The organism is Candidatus Desulfosporosinus nitrosoreducens (genome assembly GCF_030954495.1).
Lineage (GTDB): Bacteria > Bacillota > Desulfitobacteriia > Desulfitobacteriales > Desulfitobacteriaceae > Desulfosporosinus > Desulfosporosinus nitrosoreducens.
This window is the reverse complement of record NZ_JAVHUW010000060.1, coordinates 83,040-105,580: the sequence shown is the minus strand read 5'-3', so window position 1 is coordinate 105,580 and position 22,541 is coordinate 83,040. Positions and strand designations below refer to the sequence as shown.

21 protein-coding genes are annotated in these 22,541 nt (G+C 42.7%); 18 read left to right on the top strand and 3 right to left on the bottom strand.

The genetic code is table 11. The features are described 5' to 3' along the window. The first annotated feature begins 88 nt into the window (after window positions 1-88). The 3 genes from REC12_RS15130 (at window position 89) to REC12_RS15120 (ending at window position 2,583) form a co-directional block, all read left to right on the top strand. Entirely contained in the window at window positions 89-811 is a 723-nt protein-coding gene (locus tag REC12_RS15130) for a DUF2786 domain-containing protein (RefSeq protein ID WP_308895877.1), read from the top strand. A 102-nt stretch (window positions 812-913) separates the two neighbouring features. Further along, a complete protein-coding gene (locus REC12_RS15125; RefSeq protein WP_308895875.1) occupies window positions 914-1,267 on the top strand; it encodes a YlbF/YmcA family competence regulator in 354 nt (117 codons plus the stop codon). Window positions 1,268-1,434: 167 nt separating this feature from the next. Next, window positions 1,435-2,583 (top strand): THUMP domain-containing class I SAM-dependent RNA methyltransferase, encoded by a 1,149-nt coding sequence (locus tag REC12_RS15120; RefSeq protein WP_308895873.1) that lies wholly within the window; start codon window positions 1,435-1,437, stop codon window positions 2,581-2,583. A 182-nt stretch (window positions 2,584-2,765) separates the two neighbouring features. On the opposite strand, the gene REC12_RS15115 is transcribed toward REC12_RS15120, so the two are convergent. Continuing rightward, entirely contained in the window at window positions 2,766-3,518 is a 753-nt protein-coding gene (locus REC12_RS15115; protein WP_308895871.1) for a hypothetical protein, read from the bottom strand. A gap of 278 nt (window positions 3,519-3,796) precedes the next feature. On the opposite strand from REC12_RS15115, the gene REC12_RS15110 reads away from it, so the two are divergent. From REC12_RS15110 to REC12_RS15070, 9 genes are all read left to right on the top strand, one after another. Beyond that, entirely contained in the window at window positions 3,797-4,687 is an 891-nt protein-coding gene (locus REC12_RS15110; RefSeq protein ID WP_308895870.1) for a respiratory nitrate reductase subunit gamma, read from the top strand. 42 nt (window positions 4,688-4,729) lie between these two features. Then, window positions 4,730-6,343, top strand: coding sequence for a (Fe-S)-binding protein (locus tag REC12_RS15105; protein ID WP_308895868.1), 1,614 nt, complete (start codon window positions 4,730-4,732; stop codon window positions 6,341-6,343). 496 nt (window positions 6,344-6,839) lie between these two features. Continuing rightward, a complete protein-coding gene (locus tag REC12_RS15100; RefSeq protein ID WP_308895867.1) occupies window positions 6,840-7,028 on the top strand; it encodes an ATP-binding protein in 189 nt (62 codons plus the stop codon). A gap of 34 nt (window positions 7,029-7,062) precedes the next feature. Then, window positions 7,063-8,286, top strand: coding sequence for a dissimilatory-type sulfite reductase subunit alpha (dsrA, locus tag REC12_RS15095; protein WP_308895865.1), 1,224 nt, complete (start codon window positions 7,063-7,065; stop codon window positions 8,284-8,286). Between the two features lie 34 nt (window positions 8,287-8,320). Next, complete coding sequence (gene dsrB, locus REC12_RS15090) at window positions 8,321-9,379, top strand: dissimilatory-type sulfite reductase subunit beta (protein WP_308895863.1); 1,059 nt, start codon at window positions 8,321-8,323, stop codon at window positions 9,377-9,379. Window positions 9,380-9,414: 35 nt separating this feature from the next. Then, entirely contained in the window at window positions 9,415-9,636 is a 222-nt protein-coding gene (locus REC12_RS15085) for a hypothetical protein (RefSeq protein ID WP_308895861.1), read from the top strand. Window positions 9,637-9,824: 188 nt separating this feature from the next. Then, on the top strand, window positions 9,825-11,300 hold the full coding sequence (locus REC12_RS15080) for a cobyrinic acid a,c-diamide synthase CobB (RefSeq protein WP_308895859.1): 1,476 nt from the start codon (window positions 9,825-9,827) through the stop codon (window positions 11,298-11,300). Window positions 11,301-11,609: 309 nt separating this feature from the next. Then, window positions 11,610-12,557, top strand: coding sequence for a LysR family transcriptional regulator (locus REC12_RS15075; RefSeq protein WP_308895857.1), 948 nt, complete (start codon window positions 11,610-11,612; stop codon window positions 12,555-12,557). Between the two features lie 66 nt (window positions 12,558-12,623). Next, entirely contained in the window at window positions 12,624-13,487 is an 864-nt protein-coding gene (locus tag REC12_RS15070; protein WP_308895855.1) for a nitrilase-related carbon-nitrogen hydrolase, read from the top strand. Between the two features lie 179 nt (window positions 13,488-13,666). Here REC12_RS15070 and REC12_RS15065 read toward each other — a convergent pair whose 3' ends face one another. Beyond that, entirely contained in the window at window positions 13,667-13,969 is a 303-nt protein-coding gene (locus REC12_RS15065) for a zinc-ribbon domain containing protein (RefSeq protein ID WP_308895852.1), read from the bottom strand. 303 nt (window positions 13,970-14,272) lie between these two features. On the opposite strand from REC12_RS15065, the gene REC12_RS15060 reads away from it, so the two are divergent. Then, complete coding sequence (locus tag REC12_RS15060) at window positions 14,273-14,512, top strand: hypothetical protein (protein WP_308895850.1); 240 nt, start codon at window positions 14,273-14,275, stop codon at window positions 14,510-14,512. A gap of 90 nt (window positions 14,513-14,602) precedes the next feature. Here the strand turns inward: REC12_RS15060 and REC12_RS15055 are convergent, their stop codons facing one another. Continuing rightward, on the bottom strand, window positions 14,603-15,922 hold the full coding sequence (locus REC12_RS15055; protein WP_308895848.1) for a M18 family aminopeptidase: 1,320 nt from the start codon (window positions 15,920-15,922) through the stop codon (window positions 14,603-14,605). A 229-nt stretch (window positions 15,923-16,151) separates the two neighbouring features. Between REC12_RS15055 and REC12_RS15050 the strand changes: the two genes are divergently transcribed. The 5 genes from REC12_RS15050 to REC12_RS15030 all read left to right on the top strand — a co-directional run bounded on the left by REC12_RS15050 (window position 16,152) and on the right by REC12_RS15030 (window position 22,323). Continuing rightward, on the top strand, window positions 16,152-16,955 hold the full coding sequence (locus REC12_RS15050; protein ID WP_308895846.1) for a GNAT family N-acetyltransferase: 804 nt from the start codon (window positions 16,152-16,154) through the stop codon (window positions 16,953-16,955). Window positions 16,956-17,413: 458 nt separating this feature from the next. Continuing rightward, window positions 17,414-17,995 (top strand): flavodoxin family protein, encoded by a 582-nt coding sequence (locus tag REC12_RS15045; protein WP_308895844.1) that lies wholly within the window; start codon window positions 17,414-17,416, stop codon window positions 17,993-17,995. 198 nt (window positions 17,996-18,193) lie between these two features. Beyond that, on the top strand, window positions 18,194-19,936 hold the full coding sequence (locus tag REC12_RS15040; protein ID WP_308895842.1) for a phospho-sugar mutase: 1,743 nt from the start codon (window positions 18,194-18,196) through the stop codon (window positions 19,934-19,936). 162 nt (window positions 19,937-20,098) lie between these two features. Beyond that, window positions 20,099-21,304 carry a threonine ammonia-lyase gene (ilvA, locus tag REC12_RS15035; RefSeq protein WP_308895839.1) on the top strand — a complete coding sequence of 402 codons (1,206 nt, stop codon included), beginning with the start codon at window positions 20,099-20,101 and terminating at the stop codon, window positions 21,302-21,304. A gap of 92 nt (window positions 21,305-21,396) precedes the next feature. Next, complete coding sequence (locus REC12_RS15030) at window positions 21,397-22,323, top strand: diacylglycerol/lipid kinase family protein (protein WP_308895837.1); 927 nt, start codon at window positions 21,397-21,399, stop codon at window positions 22,321-22,323. The last annotated feature ends 218 nt before the right edge of the window (window positions 22,324-22,541 follow it).

Here is a 22,541-nt window from a genome sequence, read left to right as displayed (position 1 = left end):
TTAATTTTCAAAGCAGATTGTTCAGAAGTCTTTTGAGCCGGCCTGTTCGCTTGAGAAATGTTCTTTTGGAGGAAGAGAGGTTCAGAGGTTGAGTAGGGATCAGGAGAAGATAGTTCATAAGATACGGGCGTTGCTGAATTTAGCGCGTAACGGTGGGGACCCCAAGAGCAACGAGGCTCAGACCGCTCTTTTAACGGCCCAGCGGATTATGGCCGAATACGGGCTTGAAGAGGTTGAGTTTAGAGAGCCAAGCGATGGTCTCCCCCCGAAAGAAGTGCTGGATAATTATGCTACAGATTTTGAAAAATTGTCCTGGTGGAAAAAACGTCTGGGTAAGGTTATTGGACAAAATTTTCGCTGTTACTCTTATCTGAATAAATGTGATGGGTATACGAGGCTGGTATTTATTGGGCTTAAGGACGATGTGGCAATCGCCTTGGAAGTATTTGCCTTTGCCACTGATTTAATCCGGGTTGGGGCAAATCAATATATGAAGACGTATCGCCGGGAATTTTTGTCCCAGCATGGATCTAGGCCCGATATATCTTTGCAAAGAGGAATGCGCAATAACTATGTAGAAGGGTGGATTTCAGGCTTAGATTCACAATACACGGAGCAAATAACGAAAGAGGGCTGGGGGTTAGTTCTAGCTAAGGATGCTGTAGTTATTGCGGCTTATAAAAATTTGGGTCTGGAACGGGGAAGATCTTCAGCCCATTCCTTAAGCCAAGGCTCTGTCAGCCAGTCCGCCTATGCTAAGGGATATAGTGACGGCAAAAGTTTCAGGGCCAGTCATCAAAGAATAAGTTAAGAGCGGGCATTCGCTTCCGGAGAGTTAAAAGTAATTTTGTTGGCTAGACTAGCTAATAGAAATTAGTAGGAAATTATATTTTTATAGGAGGCTTTATTTATAATGGACCAAATTGAACAAATCATGCAAAAAGGTATCGAGCTTGGAACATTAATCGCGCAAACGGACATTTATAAAAACTTTAAAAAAATGGAATATGAGCTTTTACATAATCCCGAGGCCCGGAAATTAATCGAAGATCTGCAGAAGTTAAAGCAAGAGCAGTATCGGAAAAAATTAGCGGGGGAAGAATTAACAAGTGGGGAAAAAGAAACGATGCAGACTATGGAAAATGAGTGTTTGAAAAATTCTCAAGTTTTCAGATCGAATGATGCCAATACAAAGTTCCAAGAGTTTATGGAAGAAATATCTCGAAAAATAAAAGAAGGCATCAAAAGTGTGGATACCGCCCTCTAAATTCCGCATGAATTCCTAACGTAAGAACATTTGTTCCCAGTGTTTTCTATTAAAGATAGAAAAATACAACTTATTTAATCAACTTGCTATTTTATGCAAAAGCACACTAAATAGTGTTCCTTTCCATACGCAAGTTAGATGGTAAACATTGAGGGGTTGGAATCCGGATGGCAAACATTCAGTTAATTGCAACAGCTGCTTTTGGTTTAGAATCTATCGTAGCGCGAGAATTGAAAGCACTGGGATACTTTGAGCAAAGCGTAGAGAACGGGAAAGTAAATTTTTCAGCGGATGAGTTGGGTATTTGCCGATCCAACCTTTGGCTGCGAAGCTCAGACCGTGTTTTGTTAAAAATGGGATCATTCCAGGCGTTAACCTTTGAAGAACTCTTTCAGGAGACTAAAAAATTGCCCTGGGAGGATTGGCTTCCTAAAGATGCTAACTTTCCCGTGCAGGGAAAATCTATTAAATCAAAGTTATTTAGCGTATCAGATTGCCAAGCAATTGTTAAAAAGGCAATTGTTGAACGTTTAAAAGAAAAATATCATCAAGATTGGTTTGAGGAGAGTGGACCTCGCTATCAAGTTGAGGTCGCCCTCTTAAATAACCAGGCGACTTTAACCATTGATACTTCAGGGCCCGGGCTGCATAAACGTGGCTACCGGAAACTGGCGGGACAAGCTCCGCTAAAAGAAACTTTGGCAGCGGCAATGATTCAGCTAAGTCGTTGGCATAAGGACCGCACTTTATTAGATCCCTTTTGTGGGACAGGAACGATTCCCATAGAAGCGGCTTTAATTGCTCAGAATCGGGCCCCCGGTCTCAAACGCAGTTTTGCTGCCGAGAAATGGCCCCGAATTCCCAAAGATCACTGGCAGGAGGCTTGGCAGGAAGCCCTCGATCTTCAAGAGAATAATGCAAGCCTGCATATATATGGTTCGGACATTGATCCTAAAGCTTTGTCCTTGGCCCGGACACATGCCCTGGAAGCGGGTGTTGAGGATATTATCCATTTTCAGCGCTTACCTGTGGCAGAGGTAAGATCCCGATTCAATTTTGGACATTTAATCGCTAATCCACCTTATGGAGAACGCCTCGGGGAGACAAAAGACGTGGAAGGGCTTTATACGGAATTAGGTGAAACTTTTAAACGTCTGGAAAACTGGTCTCTGCATCTTCTCACCACGCAACAATTTCCTGAACGCTTTATAGGACGACGTTGGGATAAAAGCAGAAAATTGTACAACGGTCGCTTAGAATGCCACTACTATCAATTTTTTGGCCCCAGGCCGCCAAGAGAAAACAAAGAAATTTAAAGCATAAGCTATTTACTCTAAGCCCCGCTTGAAAAGCATAATAGTTCCATCTGAATTAATTTTTAGATGGAACTTAAAATTCGAGGATTATTCTCCAAAGTTTAGAGAATAATCCTCGTTTTGTAATGCCAGAAACTATAACTTCGTTACATACTATCAGACAGCATGAGAAAAAGATCTTATTATTGCACAGAAACAGGGGGCTCACCTTTTAAAGCCTGAATATCCCGGAGGGCACGTTGTATTTCTTCATCAAGTCCTTCAATGGCGATGATAACGGCTCCCTCTGAGCCATCAACTCCTCCTGCGGCAATACAACGAGCTTCAACGTCATATAAAGTTTCTAATGCTGTCAGCTCAGTGACAGGAATTGCTCCCAGCATGGGGATAAGTCCGACTTTGTGTCCCATGGATTCGTCGAGAGGAGATTTCGTCATAAATTCAACAGCTTGGCGAACATCAGGAATCATCTTTTCGAGACCGATGGGAACGATAAGTTTTACGCCGCGAGCATATAAAACTCCTTGAGCGGCCCCAATGGTTCCGCCGACGGAATCCGAGACTGTTACTGCTGTTAAGCCGGTATGGTCTAAAGCGTTTCCACCTTTAATGAAGACATCACCAGTCTTCAATTGCGGAAGATAATCTTTCCAAGGTGTTTCAACGACATTTCCTGCAACAATAACATAGGGAGATTTTTTCTTTGTTGAACGGCTTACCCCCAATTCTCCTTGGGTGACGATGCCCATAGTGTAGCCTGTCTTATCTTCGATGGTAATTCCGAGCAGTTCCTCCGCGACGAAAGCGTTTGTCGTACCTCCCGCTACAATAACAGTATGCCTTTGTAAAGCGTTTTGCACGCAGGACATTCCCTTGACGCCTTTGGCAATTAGGCGTTTTGACTCGCTGGTGGTTAATGTAATTAGAGCTTTCATTGTGTTTCCTCCTTGAAATTATAGGTTTTTAATAAGTATTTAGTATATGTTATACGAAAAAGTCAATTAGTAAAAGCAGAATATAATATTTCCCTAAAGGTGTTGATATTATTAAGAAATATCAGACCATTACGCTTTTTTTGAATTAAAAATTAGATATGTACGTGGTTAAGATACAATCATATTATGATATGGTGAGATAAAAAATGATAATTTTACAAGCTATAGTAACTCACATACACTAAACGTGATAATAATAACAAAGGAGGTTGACGGTTTTGTTTCTAAGTATTATTGCATATTTGTCCATACTCCTTTTTCTCGGAATTTCCGCTTATAAGGCCTATCAGTTTTCACAATTGCCCATGCATGGCAGAATGGAACTCTATCCTGTGCCTAAGGAAAAAGGGTATGAACATGGAGGGTCTTTCTATGAGGAGGTTTCTTGGTGGAGTAAACCTCATGAAGTTTCCCATGGCCGGGAAATCGTCGAAATGCTGAAAGAAATACTCTTTATTAAAACGCTGTTTGAGAATCAGCGGCCTTTCTGGTGGCTTTCTTATGCTCTTCATTTGGGGATTTATTTTATTATTGCCTGGACAGTATTGTTAGTCGCCGGAGCAATTACCGTACTAAACGGGGTTGCTGTCGCAGCGAACGGTACGAATGCTTGGGGGCTTTTGGTATTCTATTTAACCTATATAACCGGTATCCTCGGACTTATTTTAGCAACCTTAGGCTCTGGTTTATTAGTTCTTCGCCGCATGTTTGACAATACACTCAAGAAATTCACAACTCCTCAGGAGTATTTTAATCTCTTGCTCATTTTTGCCGCACTCATTACGGGAATTATTACTTGGAGCAGTGATTTCTCCTTTACTGCTGCACGCGAAGTAACCGCTAACCTTTTGACCTTTACCTCGTTTCCGGCCAGTGGTATTTTAACCTTACACCTCATTTTAGTCGCAATCATGCTGACATATATTCCTCTCAGCAAGATGAGTCACTACGTTGGAAAGTATTTTACATTCCATACGGTTTTGTGGGACAATAGTCCAAACTTGAAAGGGAGTGCAATAGAGCAGAAAGTAAAAAAAGCTACTGCTTATCGCCCGACCCACTCCTGGTCTGCCCCGCATATTGCCAAACCTAACCCCCCTAAGGAATAGCATCGAATTCCAGAGTGAACTTTGTGGAAAGAGGAGAGCTATATGTTAAATCAAAAAGATTTGCGTCCTAAGGATATGGGACGTCCGGACGAGCAGTTGATTAAGTTAGAAACTTATGATCTCATGCCGTTGTTGCCGCCTTATGATAAACCCGGTATGCAACCCCCGCTTACGGACCCCAAGCCGGCCTGGAGAGAAAAAAACTGTACTTCATTAGACGGTTATATTGGACTTGATACTCTGACTCGTCCAAAATCGAAAGAAGAAGAGGACGAATTTGTCCGGAAATTTCTCAACGGTTTGGAGAAAATTTTTACGGATGCCAACAATGGTGTGTTGGAACCCCTGATATTGTCCTTTGATTATTGTGCCAAATGCAATACCTGTTCGGAAGCATGTCATATCTATAAGGCAACCGGAAATCATGAACTCTACCGTCCGATTTTCCGTTCCGAGGTTCTGCGCAAAATCGTCAAGAAATATTTTACCAAGAGCGGCAAATTGCTAGGCAATTTTGTTGGTGCTGACATTGACGTGAATTGGGAAACCATTGCTCGTTTGGGTGAATTGGCTTATCGCTGCAACCTATGTCGACGTTGTGCTCAAACATGTCCCTTGGGATTGGACAATTCAATTCTTGCCAAAGAGATTCGTAAGATTTTCAGTCAGGAAATGGGAATTGCTCCTACCCCTCTGCATAACAAAGGAACCATGCTGCAACTCAAAACCGGTTCTTCAACCGGATTGAGCAAACCGGCTTTTTTGGACACTCTTGAGTTTTTGGAAGAAGATACTGAAGAAAAGTTTGGGATTAAGCTAAAGTTTCCTATCGATAAAAAAGGTGCGGATATCTTAGTTTTGCATAACGCCGGCGAATTCATTGCTTGGCCGGAAAATCCTGTGGCTTTTGCAATTTTGTTTAATGAGGCCGGTCTAAACTGGACACTTAGCAGCGAAATTATGGGCTATGACAGCGTCAACTACGGTTTGTGGTATGATGACTACCAGGCCAAACAAATAGCCTTAGCGCAAATGAAAGTGGCGAAGGAATTTGGAGTTAACCGAATTGTTGTAGGAGAATGTGGTCACGCTCACAAGGCGTCTATCATTGTCGGCGATCGTATGGCTTATGGTGACGCTAAGATCCCTGTGGAAAGTTGTTTGCCGCTTCTTTGGGATTTAGTGAGAACTAAGCGCCTAAAGCTTGACCCCAGTCGCAATAATTTTCCAGTAACTCTGCACGATCCTTGTAATGTAGTTCGTCAAATGGGGATTGTTGAGCCACAGAGAAATGTTTTAATGGAAATATGTCCTCAATTTAGAGAAATGACTCCACATGGAGTGCACAACTATTGCTGTGGCGGAGGCAGCGGTTTCGCCATTATGAATTCCCATAATTTCCCTGAATTCAGAGATAACGTGGCTTCGCGAATGAAATTTAACCAGATCCTCGGAGCTTTTAAAGGAGTCATGGAAGACACTTCTCTGCCTAAATATATTTGTGCTCCATGTTCAAACTGCAAAGGCGCTATGAGGGCAATTCTGGAGCATTATGAAGCTACAGAAAAATATAACCTCCAATATGGCGGTTTAGTTGAACTTATGGTCAACGCCTTAGTAAGCATGAAGAAGCCTTTCTTTGAATTTTTAGAATAAAAATAGTATGAGAATTTGTTTATGGGCCATTTTCAGGGTAGGAAATGGTCCATATTATAGTTGAATTTTAAATATTAAATGTTACACTATAATTATAAATTCAAATAGAATGAGCCACTAAAACTAATTGTCGTTACAGTGACAGCTTCAATTTAAATTAGCTCAGTGTGACGCGCCTCAAGCTGTCTATAGTGTTGAAGGAACGCATGTTCCCTTTGCTTGGCCTGCGCGTAATACTTGATATGTTTTTCTTTTTGCCGCTATTTTGCGAAGTTTGCCTCTCAAAATGCTTATTTCAGAAAAAGTTTGCAATACAAACTATAATTAGTTTTGTATATTGTACAATCGTGATTATGTATTGTACGTATAGAATACAAGGTGTTAAATTAAGAATATGAACTAGTGTTAATTTACACAAGAAGATTTTCTCCCAAATTCCCTCACAATGTTCATTTTTTTGATACTTCTCTTTTTTAAGGTTAAGGAGGTGTAATTAGTGTTTATCGTATCAATTGACGAAGATCAGTGCTCTGGTTGCAATTCATGTACTGAAGGATGCCCAGCTCACCTGCTTGGCTTTAGTGATGACAAAGCACATGTAATCGGCGACGAATCAGAATGTATGGGTTGTGAAAGCTGCATTTCTGTTTGCCCGACAGGTGCTATCACTATTAGTGAAATGTAAAAAACCTCATAAATTAAAAGACGGAGGGTGTGCAATGACGGAAAAGAAAACGCCGCTACTGGACGAGTTAGAAAAAGGAAAATGGCCCAGTTTTGTGACGGAAATGAAACGAGCTGCAGTAAAAAGTGAATCTGCCGGCGAGTTACTCCAAGTCTTGGAGAGATCCTATGTAGAGCACAGAGGACACTGGAAGCATGGGGGAATTGTTGGTGTAAGAGGGTATGGCGGTGGAGTTATCGGCCGTTATGTTGACGAACCGGAAACCTATCCTCATGTTGCTGAGTTCCACACAGTTCGTATTAACCAACCATCTGGATTTTTTTATGACACGAAAACACTTCGTAAAATTTGTGATATTTGGGAAAAATATGGCAGCGGCTTAACCAACATGCATGGTTCTACCGGGGACGTAATTTTGCTTGGCTGTAAAACAGAAGATATTCAAAAGATCTTTGATGAGTACAGTGACGCTGGATTCGACTTGGGTGGATCCGGATCTTGCCTCAGAACAACAAACTGCTGCGTTGGACCAGGCCGTTGCGAGAATGCCTGTTATGATACGCTGGAAGCTTGCTATAATATAACCAATGAATTCATGGATGAATTGCATCGCCCTATGTGGCCATATAAGAGTAAAATTAAATTCTCAGGCTGTGCTAATGACTGCACTGGGGCAATTGCTCGCGCCGACATTTCAGTAATTGGAACTTGGCGTGATTCCATCCAGTTTAATCAAGCTGCAGTTAAAGAATATGCTGCGCAAAACTTTGACATCCAAGGTCAAGTTTGTGATAAATGCCCAACCAAATGTCTGAAATATGACAGTGCAGCTCAAGAACTTTCTATTGTTGCTGAAGACTGCACCCGCTGTATGCACTGCATCAATAAGATGCCAAAAGCTATTAAAGCCGGTAAGGAAAAGGGAGCTACCATCTTACTCGGCGGAAAATCAACCATTGTTCAATCAGCCTTCATGTCTTGGGTTATCGTACCCTTCATTAAGATGGACCCGGAGAATGATTTCGAAGAGTTCAAAGATCTCGTCCGTCGCGTTTGGGAATGGTGGGATGAAAACGGCAAATCCCGCGAACGTCTTGGTGAGACAATTTATCGCTTAGGAATGAGCAAATTCCTGCGTGAGTGTGAAATTCCTCCTGTTCCACAACAAGTTTTCCGCCCGCGTGCTAACCCATATGTGTTCTGGCAGCAAGATGAACTTGACAAATCCGGAACTGCATTAGATGGATCGAAACTCTAATTCTAAATAAGTAGCTTATGAGAGGTGGATAATCATGGCAAAATTAGACCAAGGACCTCCTAATTATAAAGAGATGCTTCCCCCAATAATTCTTGAAAATTATGGCAAGTGGCAATATCATGAGATCCCACAGCCGGGAGTGCTCAAACACGTTGCTGAAAGCGGTGCTGCACTTTACAGTGTACGCGTAGGATCTCCTCGTTTAGTAAGCGTTGATTTCATTCGTGATGTATGTGCAATTGCCGATGAATTCTGTGACGGACATCTTCGCTTTACAACCCGTAACAATATTGAATTCTTAGTTTCTGAAGAGTCCAAACTTAATCCATTACTTGCTGAACTGCAAGCAAAGGGTTTCGCAGTTGGCGGTACTGGTGCTTCTATCAGTAATATCATCCACACACAAGGATGGGTACACTGCCATACTCCTGCTACCGATGCTTCAGGTGTTGTTAAGGCGGTTATGGATGACTTATATGAGTATTTCGGTTCCATGAAGTTACCTGCTAAATTAAAAATGGGTTTAGCTTGTTGCTTAAATATGTGTGGATCTACGCACTGCAGTGATATCGGTATCGTTGGAGTTCACCGTACTCCTCCTCGTATTGACCACGAGAAACTTCGTAAAACCACTGAGATTCCGACCCTTGTTGCTAGCTGCCCAACCGGGGCTATTCGTCCAGACCCGAAAAACAAGAGTGTTGTTGTCAATGAAGATAAATGTATGTATTGCGGAAACTGCTACACTATGTCGCCAGCTATGGAGATCTATGATCCGAGAAATGACGGTATCGCAATTCTCATCGGTGGTAAAGTCTCCAATGCTCGTACAGCACCGAGCTTCTCTCGCATGGTAATTCCTTTCCTGCCTAACAATCCTCCACGTTGGCCCGAAGTTTCTTCAGCTATCCGTGATATTCTCGAACTCTGGATTGCCAATGCTCGCAAAGGTGAGCGTTTAGGTGAATGGGTTGAGCGTATTGGCTGGGAGAAATTCTTCAGCCTCAGCGGTTTGCCTTTCTCAGATATGTTAATTGATGATTACATTTTCTCCAGAGAAACATTCCGTACTGCTGCTGGATTTAAGTTCTAATCAGCCATTAATTAAATGATAGGGGGTGTCGCCTTATGGGTAGAGGTCCAGCAAACCCCGAAATTAAGGCCAAAATTCTTGAGTATCTTGCCAAAGTTCAAAAAGCAAAAAGCAGAGATGTAGCGGTTGCTATTGGAGCAAAGAAAAGCGAAGTAGACGACGCTGTAAAAGAACTTACTGCTGAGGATCTTGTTGAGTACCTCTATATTACGACCACGTATATTTGTTTAAAAGGAAAAGTTCAAACCCCAAATTAATACACCGTTGATCGATGGGATTATGTTCTTAACATTTTTAATTTAAATTAATGACCATCCTACTTTTCATGCCCTTATTTCTGCTGGTGATTCGAACAAGCATTCTTGGGTATGGAAGGTGGGTGGTCAATTTTGTTCCTAATCCCATATATTTTTATGCCAAATTGCTCCAAGAAAGGGTGGATGATATGTTGCCGTTGTCAGGAAATATGTCAATTATGCCGGAATCGAGTAACTTAAACGTTCCACGCTTAGTCATTGGAGCACCCCAAGGGAGAAGTGGCAAGACAACATTCACTTTAGGTCTATTAAGGGCATTTGCTCGTCAAGGCCTTGAGGTTCAGCCTTTTAAAAAAGGCCCGGATTACATTGATACAAGTTGGCATTCTGTAGCGGCTGGGAACACGAGTCGAAATTTAGACGCCTATTTTATGAACCGTCAAGAACTGTGTCAATCTGTCTTGAATCATTCTAAAGATAAGAAGCTCACGATTATAGAAGGCGCTATGGGTTTATATGACGGATCAGATCTGAAAGGGAGCAGTTCGACTGCGGAGATTGCCAAAATAACTCGCTCTCCCGTATTATTGGTCGTAGATGCGACTCGCATGACCCGCAGCATAGCGGCTATGGTTATGGGGTATCAGCACTTTGATCCTGAAGTACAAATTGTCGGAGTTGTTCTGAATAAAGTTGCGCAGAATCGTCATGAAAAAGTTGCTCGCGAAGCTATTGAAGAGTTCTGCAAAATTCCAGTCGTTGGAGCGATTCCTAAAGACGTTAATTTGACGATTCCCGATCGTCACCTTGGCTTGGTTACTAGTGGTGAGATCAATGAAACGGACAAGCTATTGGATTATTTTGCCGACGTAATCGCTGACCATGTTGATTTGAAATTAATCCTCGAATTGGCTCAGAGCGCTCCGGAACTGCCGTACATCTCTGAGAAATCGTCATTTAACTGCAATGTTTTCAAAACAAAAGGCATTGCCCCTAAAATCGGAGTAATTCGAGATGCCGCTTTCAGTTTTTACTATCCTGAAAATTTAGAGGCTTTACAACATCTGGGCGCGAATCTTGTGCCAATTAAAGCCCTTGCTGACGATAAACTTCCCGATGATTTAGATGGTTTATATATCGGCGGCGGTTTTCCGGAAATATTTGCGGCAGAGCTTGAGAAAAGCCGGACAATTCGAGAAGAGATCCGCTCTTATGGTGAGAAAGGTCTGCCGATTTATGCCGAATGTGGAGGATTAATGTTTTTGGGCCGTACTATACGTACCGCTGCTCAAACCTACGAAATGGTTGGACTGCTTCCTTTTGATACTCAAATGGAAGCAAAACCGCAAGGTCATGGCTATACCTTGATGCAAGCTAACGAAGTTCAATCCTGGTTTGCAAAAAATACGGAAATTAAGGGGCATGAGTTTCATAATTCGCGGATTATTAACCTACCCTCTGATATAAAATTTGGACTGCTGGTTAAACGCGGTCATGGGATTGATGGGCAACATGATGGAATCTGCTATAAGAATGTCTTTGCTTCTTATAATCACCTTCATGCCTTAGGTTGTCCGGTTTGGGCCGAACGTATGGTTCATCTTGCCGCTCAATATAACCAAACAAAATGGGCTTCTATTGAGAAGGTTGCCGGACAAAATTGAGTCGCTTTAATCCTCATTTGAATTAGTTTGATAGAATTTCTGTAATCTAAACACGTCCGCTCTTAAATAATTATAAAAGAGCTCCGCAGAACCATGTGTAATGCGGAGTTTTTAAATTCAGCACCTCTGTATAGATAGCTCATTTTGGAAAAGATAGTTCGATTGTCTGGCGGAATCTTTCTGCTAATGGTATTATAAAGATATGCGATAGCCACTCGGTATAATTTTTTATCTTTTTTTTGACAACGTAAGCAATCGGCGAAGAATCTTTATTGATATATAAGAATCTAGGAGGGAGATATAACCATCATGGAACAACACTTTCTTGTCTTTAAAGAAGTGGCAGAAACTAAGAACATTACGCTCTCTGCGAAGAAACTCCATATGAGCCAACCTAGTATTAGTTTACAGATTCAAAACTTGGAAAATCAGTATGGTGCTCGCTTTTTCGACAGAACTAACAAAGGTGTAACTCTTATGAAAGAAGGGGAAATATTTTACACACATGTTCGAAGTGTTCTGGATATTCTTTTAAATGCCAAAGAACAGATCGCCGCCTTGGCTAAAGGGCGAAGGGGACTTATCTATTTGGGGGCAACGCTGACCATAGGAGAATACATTCTTCCTAACATTTTGGCCTATTTATATAGGAATCATCCTGACGTAGATTTTAAAGTTAAGATTGCTAATACGGATTCGATTTCCCAGGATGTTTTGGAAAAAAAGATTCATATTGGCTTGATCGAAGGTCCTGTCCCCCGTCATAAAGATTTAAATGTCGAAAAATTCTGGGAAGATGAGCTGGTGGTTGTTCTGCCGTATTTTCACCCTTGGGCCTCCCGAGAAAGCATAACCTTGGCCGAACTCCCCCATGAGCGTTTAGTGACCCGTGAAGACGGTTCCGGAACGCGCAGAGTTATGGAAATGGCCCTAAAAGAGAGAGGACTTGATCCTGATCAACTGAATATCAGTATGGAATTAGGAAGTACCCAGGCAATTAAGGAAGTCGTTGCCGCGGGTTTAGGAATTACAATTATTTCTTCTCTTACAGTTCGCCGTGAATGCGATCAGAAAATTTTTAAATCCTTAAAGATCCAAGATGCTCCGGTTTATCGGCCTTTGAGTATCCTGACGAATGCTCAGGCCCAAACAACCCAAACTAAAGATGAACGTCTTTTAATTGATTTACTTCATGATCATAGATTATTAACTAATATTTTGAGCAGAGATTATAATGAGCTGGATGCAATCGAATAAAGAAAATTTAAGGATCTATCTGCTTAATCTAATGGTTCTAATGAGGTGGAAGACGAGGTATAAACTATGAAACAAGATTGCCGGATAGGCCTGGTTCAGATGGAATCTTATGTCGGAGAGAGTGATCTCAATTGTAAGAGAATAACCCATCTCGCTCAGGTCGCCAGTCAGCAGGAAATCTCTTTTTTATGTTTTCCTGAATGTGCCTTAGATGGTTATTCGCCGCAAGATGCTTCGGAAATTGGTGACTCTCTCCAAAGTCCAAGAATATCTCGTTTGCGGGAGTGCGCTGAAGATTTAAAAATCACCTTATTGGTGGGTTTGGTTGAGCAGACTAGTGATAAGAAAAAGCCTTATATTTCGCAAGTAATCTTATCTCCGGGCAAAGAGGATATGGTTTATCGCAAGGTTCATTTAGGTCGCAGCGAGCAAGATTTTTTTTCACCCGGTGACAAATTTCCGGTTTTTAAGGCTCATGGAATGAATTTTGCGGTAGGAATATGCTGGGATTGGCATTTTCCGGAGATGGCGGCTATCTATTCGTTAAAAGGGGCCGAACTTATCTTCGCACCCCATGCCTCGCCGGTAATTGCCGGAGATCGTAAAGAGATTTGGCTGCGCTATCTTGGGACAAGAGCTTATGACAATTCCGTGTATCTTGGAGCCTGTAATTTGATCGGAAGTAACGGAAAAGCTAAAGAGTTCAGCGGAGGGACTTTAGTCATCGGACCTAAAGGAGAAGTAATTGAGCAAACAGAATTTCTGGAAGAAAGCATAACTACGGCACTTCTTTCAGCGGAGCGAATCAATCGCATACGCCGTTTTGACCGTGCTTCGATGCGGGATAGTTTTTTTCTGGCGGACCGCAAGAAAGAGCTTTATCACGAATTAATTCAACTTGAAGTTACACAACAAGACAAAGAAGGCTAATTGAGAATAGGATTCGTTAAGATGCGTTGTCTTTATTTTAATTTTTGCCATGTGGAAATTAAGTAGGCTTATGAATGTTGTGGTTCTTGATTAGTTAATCTAAAATAAGGACCTGCTAATAAAAAACCTTTCTAGCTCAAACTAGAAAGGTTTTTTAATGCTATTGAGTTAGCAAAAGTTTACCAGTTACTGCGTGAACGTGGTTGATAGCAGTCACGGCAATAGACGGGTTTATCTCCTGACGGCTGAAAAGGAACGGTTGTTTCTTTTCCGCAATTAGCACAAACTGCCGGAAACATTTCACGTGGCTGACGGGAAAAACCACCGTTATTTCTGCTTTGTGCTTTTCTGGCAGCACGACATTCAGGGCAACGACCGGGTTCGTTAGTAAACCCCTTTTCAGCATAGAACTCTTGTTCAGATGCGGTAAATTCGAATTCTCGACCGCATTCCTTACAACTTAAAATTTTGTCGCTGAACATAAATACCTCCACGATTTTTTATTACCCGCTACATGGGAAGTTCAGAAAAATCTTCCCATAGCCTGAGGCAATCGAGAAGGTTTGAGCAAATCCACAAGTACGAACGAGTTAATTAAGTATAACTAAAATAGAAATATAAGTCAATTCTCCGGCTTTATTTCCAGTTTGTTTCCAGCAAAGTTTTTCCTGAAAACTGAAAACTAGAAATGATGGAAATCCCCCGCCTCAGCATAATAAAGAAATTTTCAGCAGCATAAATTAATGATACAATGCTTAGATTTCAGCAAGATAGGGGATGACGGGATGGAGTGTTCAGGAGCTGAGACGCTGCCAAGACGTATTCAAGGTATGCTAAGACTTGAAGGGTTATTTAATCAGAAGGGTTATTTGGTCTGCCAGTCGAGTGGGAAAAAGATATATAATTTTGAGGAGGTTGTGGCAGTTTTCATTCCTCTTAGTTCGACAAATGATCAGGTCATGGCAGTACATTGTGACTGTGCACAATCATTCATCCAGAGCAGTATTGCCTCACTTCATTTATAATGTTGTCAAACAAACAACTTATGAGTTTTAAAAAATGCTCAAAGCGCAAACAAGCTTGGGGAAATGAGCCGGCCAGCTCTTGAAAACTAGTTACGGAGTCTCATAAAACTTGGTAAAGACTTTGGCAATGGCTAAGTGATCTTTGACCCCTCCTAGTTCTCGCACAGAATGCATGGCTAAAATTGGGTTTCCGATGTCTACGGACCGCCAATCAAGGTGCGTGCTCGAAATAGGTCCAATTGTTGAGCCTCCCCTTTCGTCAGAACGATTAACAAATTTTTGGATAGCAACGCCGGCACTTTGGCAAAGTGCTATGAAAACCGCTGCGGATTCAGCATCTGTGGTGTAGCTTTGGTTTGCGCTATATTTGATCACGGGGCCGCCATTGAGGGCAGGGTGGTGTGTGGGATCATGTTTTTCTCCGGAGTTAGGGTGAAGAGCATGGGCCATGTCTGCCGAAATAAAGAAAGAACGTGCTGTGGCTTGGAAATATGCTTCCTGGCCCTTTTCCTGTGCCAAAAGGATTCTACTGAGAACATTTGCCAAAAATGGAGAAGCCGCTCCTTGCTTTGAGGTACTGCCGCATTCCTCGTTATCAAAACAGGCCAACACTTGGGTAGGTAAAGCCATTTTAGCCTTGGTCAAAGCTGCAACTCCCGCATGGACCATGGCTAAATCATCAAGCCGCCCGCTGGAGATAAATTCTTCCTGTAAGCCAACGAGACACCCTTCCTGAGTATTGTAAAGGAAAAGGTCAAAGTCCAGAATATCTTCTCGCGAACATTCAAGCGTTTCAGCCAGGTGCTCAATGAGGACGCCTTCTTTTTGCAGCCCCGCTCTGATTTGAGTCATTAAGGGGAGGAGGTCTTTTTGTTTGTTTAATTCAATACCTTCATTTACTTTTCGATTCATATGAATTGCCAGGTTGGGAATAACAAGCAAGGGGCGTTCACTGCGGAAAAGCTTACTTTGTGGGCAGAAAGGAGAGGTTCCACGCAAGATAACCCGGCCGGCTAAAGAAAGGGGGCGGTCGAGCCAAGTATTAAGAATTGGTCCGCCATAAGTTTCGACATTGAGTTTGAGGTATCCTTCCTGCAAAATCTCCGCCTGGGGCTTGACCCGAAAACTTGGGCTGTCCGTGTGCGCCCCAATAAGATGAAATCCGTAGGTCTCTGGTTCCCCGGAACCAACTACAAAAGCAATAATTGCCGAATTATTTCGAGTTACAAAATATTTACCCCCAGGTGTCAAGGACCACTTATCTTCCGGGTTTAAGTTAGTGAAACCGCTGGGCTCAAGTATTTTTCTGATACTTTCCACAGTGTGGAAGGGGGAGGGGCTTTCATTAATAAACTGGAGCAGTTCCCGAGAAAATTGAAGTTCCTCGGTGGTTAGATTGGAATTTTGCATTGCTGAGCCGCCTTTCTTTATCTCATGAACATATCTTACCATTATTTTCAGAAAAAATGACCTCTTCTTTGAGATAAGTCTCTATACTGGAAAATACTTCTACAAGATATATTTGAGATTAAGCAGGAAATCAGTTGATCGTAGAGAAGTATTTCTGATGTTGATGGTGACAAATTATTAAAAATTTATGAAAAGAAATGAGTTTAAATCAGATATGGAAACTATACGGATGACAACATTAGAGCACATAACATTGGGCGACATGGTGGAAATTTGGAATCGCTGTTGGCAGGGTTATTATTATGACATGGTTTATACACAAGAACACATGAAGTTTTGGCTGGACCTTGGTCAAGTGGTTTTGGCGGATTCCGTCGCCATTTATACCCAAAATCAAATAGTGGGTTTTTCTCTGTTAGCGATAAGTGGTGATGAAGGCTGGATTGCCGGGACGTGTATTGCCCCTGATTATCGGGGAAGAGGTTTTTTTACTCCCTTAATGCGTTCTCAACTGGATTTAGCTGCACGTCTTGGACTTAAAAGGATTTATTTGGAGGTTTTAACTCAGAATTACGCTCAAAAGGTTTATCTGTCTGTTGGCTTTAAGCGGATTCGTCAGCTTCAGATATTCCGCACCGGTTCAGAAATTAAGTTTCCCCCCGGGCTTGCTAAAGTTAGCTCTTGTGAACAAGTTTCCTTGTCTCAATACTTTGCGAAACGCAAGCTGACATCATTTAATCCGGCCTGGCAGCGCCGTCAAAGTTATTTGGAGCGCTACGGGAACCTGACAGCCTTAATAAATTCTGAAGGAACGGCGGGAATCCTTCTTTCGCCGAAAAAAAATGCTCCCTTGCTGGATATTTGGAGCTCAACGGCAATTGGCGCCGAGGAAATTATCTCAACGGCTTTTCACTTGCGCAGCCAAGGATTTTCCTTGATCAATCAGCCGGAAGATTGGATTGTAGCGGTACTCAGGGCTAACGGAATGCGGCCCAATGCCCAGCAGTATGAAATGTGTTTTAAGTTGGCATAATCCTGTTTGCCGCACCATATATTGTTAAGGTCAGGTGATTTTAAGGAAATAGGGGTCGTTTCGTTACGATTGCTGCGCTGTCTCTGAAAAATAAGGAGAGTTTAGAAACTGACTTGAAATAGTTGGTAAAAAAGTATATAATATATTAGTATCCAACTGAAATGGAAAGGAGAATTCTATGACACAAAAAGAACAATTGATGATTGATGCGATTTTAGAGTCAATTGGGTTGGAATCAATTAGGTCGCCCCAGACTCGAAGGCCAGTTCATGAAAAGAGATAGGTAGTTACAGAAAGGGAGCGGTATTTTGACCCGAATTCTAATCCTCAATTGTAACCTGATCGGCTTTAATTCATTCAAGAACCAAATCTGAAAGCGAGTTTCTTATTTAGGAAACTCGCTTTTGTACTTGGTTTATACTTAGCATGAAAGAACAGTTAAGATTGGAGTGGTATATTTGTCTCTCTCGATACTTGGCATTGCCTGCAGCCCAAGGCCTAAGAGCAACAGCAGCCAATTACTTCTTGAAGGACTGAAAACGGCACAAACCTTAGGGGGGAAAACAGAACTTGTTTATCTTGCGGATTTAAAGATTCACCCTTGTCGAGGTTGTGGTGCCTGTTCGACTAAAGGGGTTTGTGTCATTCGAGATGATATTCCCATGTTGCAGGAAAAGCTGAAACAGGCTGATCGGGTTGTTATCGCTGCTCCTATTTATTTTATGGGAGTTAACGCCCAGACCAAAATCCTTTTAGACCGGATGCAGCCATTTTGGGCTTTAAAATACCTTCATCGTCAGCCAACAGCAAACCCGCCGGATCGTAAACGAAGTGGAATTTTTATTTCCACTGCCGGAACTCGGAAGCCTGATGTTTTTAAGTGTGCCGAACGTTCGATTCAAACCTTTTTTCATATGCTGGATATTCGCTATTTTCAGCCCTGCCTCTATAGCGGTGTTGATCAAGCAGGGGAAATATTTGATCATCCTACTGCCTTTGAAGAGGTCCGATCAGCGATTCAGATTTTATTAGCGCCTTAATAGCTCAAAATGCCTGCCAGTTTGTCGAAGCAGGATTAAAAGACAGGAAATGTTCAAGCTGTTCTAACCTTTGGGAGTATGCTATACTCACTTAATAGGGAAAATTCATCTCAAAAGATTCAGGCATTAAAGACCTGTGGATTAGGCTCAAAGTTGAGGGTGAATGATTCTTTAATGCCGGTTAGGAGGAATATGTTTATGAGTTTTCAAGAGCGCTATCGAATGTGGTTGGAAAACCCCTATTTTGATGAAGAAACACGGTGGGAATTGAAACAAATCAGCGACCAGCAAGAGATTGAGGATCGTTTTTATAAGGATTTAGAATTTGGCACAGGTGGTTTAAGAGGAATTATGGCTGCAGGTACAAATCGGATGAATAAATATGTCATTCGCAAGGTTACCCAAGGCTTGGCAGAATATATTTGTGATCATGGACCCGAGGGGATGAAACGCGGGGTAGTGATTGCTTACGATTCCCGCAGGTTCTCCCCGGAGTTTACCCTTGAAGCGGCGTTGGTTCTGGCTCAAAATGGAGTTAAGGCTTATGTCTTTGACGCCTTGCGGCCTACGCCTGAACTGTCTTTTGCGGTCCGGGAGCTTGGGACGATTGCCGGAATCGTTGTTACAGCCAGCCATAATCCCAAAGTCTATAATGGTTATAAGGTTTACTGGGAAGATGGCGGTCAAGTCCCCCCGGCAAAAGCCGATGAAATTTTGGCCCGCATCGAAGCCCGTGAGAGTTGGTCAGGTATCGAACCTATGCCGCTGGAAGAAGCGAAACGTCAAGGGCTTCTTCAGATAATCGGGGAGGATATTGATGACCGCTATCTTTCAAGGGTAAAAGGACTTGCCCTTCACCCCGATCTTGATGCCCAGTACGGAAAAGAACTTTCTATTGTCTATACCCCTTTGCACGGTGCAGGCAATAAACTGGTACGCCGGGCTTTGACAGAGTTGGGTTTCAGCTCCCTTACGGTCGTCCGTGAACAAGAACTTCCCGATCCCGACTTCACGACGGTCCCTTATCCGAACCCTGAAATCCCTACAACCTTTGACTTGGCACGCAGCTATGGACAGAAAGTAAATGCCGAACTGCTCATAGCGACTGATCCGGATTCTGACCGTTTCGCTGTGGTTTTAAAAGATAAGAGCGGAAATTATATTCAGCTGACAGGCAATCAAATCGGAGTACTATTAACCTATTACATTCTTTCGCAAAAAAAGAATCTGGGAATCCTTCCGAAAAATGCGGCGATTATCAAAACAGTGGCTTCTACAGACTTGGCCGATGTGGTTGCTCAATCGTTCCAGGTTGCCGTAGAAAATGTCTTGACTGGTTTTAAATTTATTGCCGAAAAGGAAAAAGAGATGGAAGACGGCGGTTGGGGTACCTTTCAATTCGGCTTTGAAGAAAGTTATGGCTATCTGGCCGGAAACTTTGTCCGGGACAAAGATGGAGTAATCGCCGCTGTTCTTCTGGCGGAAGCAGCTCTCTATTATCAGCGGGTTGAGCAGCGCAATCTTTTTGAAGTCCTGGATAGTATTTATCAAAAGTTCGGCTATTTCCTTGATTCTCAAGAATCTATAACTTTAGAAGGCTTGCAGGGTCACGAAGAGATGGAGCGGATTATGGACTCCTTGCGTCACGAAGAAATTTCCGAACTTAGTGGTATGCCGATTGCAACGGTCGACGATTATGAACGACGAGTAGGCAAAAATCTCCTGACAGGGGAATCGTATCCCTTAACCCTGCCGCGTTCAAATGTTCTGAGGTTTTCTTTTGCCGGAGGCGGTTTTGCCATGGTTCGGCCTTCGGGCACAGAGCCAAAGATTAAGTTTTATTTTTCTGTAAAGGCAAGCACCTTCGCAGAAGCGCAAGAAGCTTTAGGCCGCATAAGGGAGGATGTTATGAGCCGTATTTCTTTAATTCGTTCCAAATAATTATTAGCGGTTAAGGGGGCGGTCCTTCAACACAGACAATGTGTTAAAGGACCGTCCCTTAATGTTTGGATAAAGCGTCTGCAGAGGTACATACTAACTTTTGACTCAGTATGGGCTGCCTATTTTGCCTTAATGCTGAGAAATAAAGAAGAAGGATTATCAATGATGGAGACACTAACATTAACTCAGATTCAAGAGGCTTATGCCAATATTCGTTCCTCTATCCAACACACGCCTTTAAACTATTCGGGAAGTTTCAGCAGTATGACTTCTTCGGAAATCTACCTAAAATTAGAGAATTTGCAAAAAACAGGGTCATTTAAAGTGCGGGGAGCCGCCAATAAAATTTCCAAGCTCACTCTTCAGGAAAAGAAAAAGGGCGTTTTAGCCTCCTCAGCGGGGAATCACGCTCAAGGAGTGGCTTTAGCCGCCTCGCGAGGTGGCATTTCCGCCACTATAGTCATGCCTGCGGGAGCACCTCTGACTAAGGTAGATGCCACTAAAGGATATGGGGCCAAGGTGATTCTCCATGGGAATGTTTATGACGATGCCTATGAAAAAGCCAGAGAAATCCAAGCCGAGTCGGGTGCTACGTTTATCCATCCTTTTGACGATTTAGATGTTATGGCAGGCCAAGGAACAATTGGCTTGGAAATCTTTGCAGATCTGCCGGATGTCGACACGGTTCTCGTTCCGATCGGCGGCGGAGGGTTGATTGCGGGGATTGCTGTAGCTCTTAAAAGCCTTAAGCCGGGTGTACGCGTTCTTGGCGTTCAGGCTTCAGAAGCCGCCTCAATGATCGCTGCCCTGCAGCATGGACATCCGCTGGCGATTGAAAATGCCAACACTATTGCCGATGGAATCGCTGTTAAACGAGCCGGCAATCTTACCTTTGAACATATCAGAGATTGGGTGGATGATATCGTCACCGTTACTGAAGATGAAATCAGTGCTGCCATTCTTACCTTTCTGGAGAGGGCTAAAGGTATTTCTGAAGGAGCAGGCGCAGTTGCTCTCGCTGCTGCTTTACAGGGCAAAGTTAATCTTGCGGGGCAAAAAACCGTTCTAGTGATGAGCGGAGGAAACATCGATGTTAATTTTCTTGCTCAGATTATCGAACGTGGATTGCGTACCATAGGTCGTTCGATGGTATTGCGCACCGTTCTTCCCGATAAGCCCGGGAGCTTGGAAAAATTATTAAATCTTGTAGCCGAGGAACAGGCCAATGTCGTTACGGTTGAGCAAGTGCGTTATGACTTGAGCGTGCCTTTGCGTTACGTGCGTGTGACTATGACCTTGGAAACACAAAATTATGCCCATCAGGAGAAACTCTTGCAGCGATTTCAGGCAGCAGGCTACCCTTATTAAAGGATAATGTGCAATTAGCGTCGAATTCTCCCGAGGTAAGTTAGATCTATGTATTTTTTACGACAAGAATCTAGCCCAAGGGAGATTAAAGGATGGCAGATGAGGGAGCTTGGTTTGCTGTTGTAAACCCGCATTCCGCAGGCGGCTGCACAAGAAAACGCTGGCCTGAATTTCTAAAACGTTTACAAGCTGAAGGGTATCGTGTCGATTTTGCTTATACTTCTGGAGCGGGTGATGCAACGTATCTTACCCAGCAAGCTTTGCAAGAAGGCTATAAGCAGATCATCTCTGTTGGCGGAGACGGAACGATGAATGAAGTCATTAATGGTTTTTTCTCCGCTGGTTGTCTGATCAATCCCAATGCTGAACTTGCTCTTCTTTCTCACGGTACAGGAGGAGACTTCATTCGCTCTCTTCTAATACCCAAGGGGATTGAAGGCTTTCTGCAAATCCTCTGTCAAGGTCATAAAAGGAGTATTGACGTCGGGGAAGTTCAGTTTAAAACTAAAAACGGGCGAACCCGTCGCTATTTCTTAAATGTTGCAGATGTGGGGCTGGGTGGAGAGACAGTAGCCCGGGTCAATCAGCAAAGTAAATGGCTCGGCGGGAAATTATCGTTTTTAATAGGCTCGGTATTAAGCATATTGCATTACCGCAATAAAAGAATGCTTTGCGTCATAGATGGCAAAGATCGTTTTGCAGGACGGCTCAACAGTATCGTAGTTGCTAATGGACGCTATTTTGGCGGCGGCATGATGATCGCGCCCAAGGCTGAAATTGACGATGGTTTATTTGATATTATTATCTTAAGCGATTTTTCACCTTGGACCATATTAAAACATTTGCCGAAAATTTATAAAGGAGAGCACCTTAAAATTCCTGGAGTTATGGAGCGGCGCGGATGCTCCGTTGTCATTACGTCTGAAGAAACAGCCCTTTTGGATATCGACGGCGAACAGCCGGGCTGCACACCGCTTAGTTTTGTCCTTCACCCGGGAATCCTGAAATTATGGGGTTGACTAGTTGGGAATAAGTTGCCTGTAAAGGAGCGCTATTATTGAGGTATGTATTTGACCATCATTTTTCAAATACATACCTTTTCGCTACTATTAAATATGCTTTCCTAATTAATAATTCTTAAAAAAGTTCCTGACCATTATTGACCTTCACTCGAAAAGAGAATATAATTTAATTGTCAAGGAAAAATAAAACCAATATATCCCAAACAGGCGCCGAT

Excerpts from the sequence above, each read along its gene's own strand:
- REC12_RS15055 (WP_308895848.1), bottom strand. The coding sequence starts at position 15,922 with ATGCAAAATTCCAATCTAACCACCGAGGAACTTCAATTTTCTCGGGAA.
- REC12_RS15085 (WP_308895861.1), top strand. The coding sequence starts at position 9,415 with ATGGGTAGAGGTCCAGCAAACCCCGAAATTAAGGCCAAAATTCTTGAG.
- REC12_RS15065 (WP_308895852.1), bottom strand. The coding sequence starts at position 13,969 with ATGTTCAGCGACAAAATTTTAAGTTGTAAGGAATGCGGTCGAGAATTC.
- REC12_RS15070 (WP_308895855.1), top strand. The coding sequence starts at position 12,624 with ATGAAACAAGATTGCCGGATAGGCCTGGTTCAGATGGAATCTTATGTC.
- REC12_RS15040 (WP_308895842.1), top strand. The coding sequence starts at position 18,194 with ATGAGTTTTCAAGAGCGCTATCGAATGTGGTTGGAAAACCCCTATTTT.
- REC12_RS15080 (WP_308895859.1), top strand. The coding sequence starts at position 9,825 with ATGTTGCCGTTGTCAGGAAATATGTCAATTATGCCGGAATCGAGTAAC.
- dsrA (WP_308895865.1), top strand. The coding sequence starts at position 7,063 with ATGACGGAAAAGAAAACGCCGCTACTGGACGAGTTAGAAAAAGGAAAA.
- REC12_RS15120 (WP_308895873.1), top strand. The coding sequence starts at position 1,435 with ATGGCAAACATTCAGTTAATTGCAACAGCTGCTTTTGGTTTAGAATCT.
- REC12_RS15105 (WP_308895868.1), top strand. The coding sequence starts at position 4,730 with ATGTTAAATCAAAAAGATTTGCGTCCTAAGGATATGGGACGTCCGGAC.
- REC12_RS15115 (WP_308895871.1), bottom strand. The coding sequence starts at position 3,518 with ATGAAAGCTCTAATTACATTAACCACCAGCGAGTCAAAACGCCTAATT.
- ilvA (WP_308895839.1), top strand. The coding sequence starts at position 20,099 with ATGATGGAGACACTAACATTAACTCAGATTCAAGAGGCTTATGCCAAT.
- dsrB (WP_308895863.1), top strand. The coding sequence starts at position 8,321 with ATGGCAAAATTAGACCAAGGACCTCCTAATTATAAAGAGATGCTTCCC.
- REC12_RS15060 (WP_308895850.1), top strand. The coding sequence starts at position 14,273 with ATGGAGTGTTCAGGAGCTGAGACGCTGCCAAGACGTATTCAAGGTATG.
- REC12_RS15075 (WP_308895857.1), top strand. The coding sequence starts at position 11,610 with ATGGAACAACACTTTCTTGTCTTTAAAGAAGTGGCAGAAACTAAGAAC.
- REC12_RS15125 (WP_308895875.1), top strand. The coding sequence starts at position 914 with ATGGACCAAATTGAACAAATCATGCAAAAAGGTATCGAGCTTGGAACA.
- REC12_RS15050 (WP_308895846.1), top strand. The coding sequence starts at position 16,152 with ATGACAACATTAGAGCACATAACATTGGGCGACATGGTGGAAATTTGG.
- REC12_RS15030 (WP_308895837.1), top strand. The coding sequence starts at position 21,397 with ATGGCAGATGAGGGAGCTTGGTTTGCTGTTGTAAACCCGCATTCCGCA.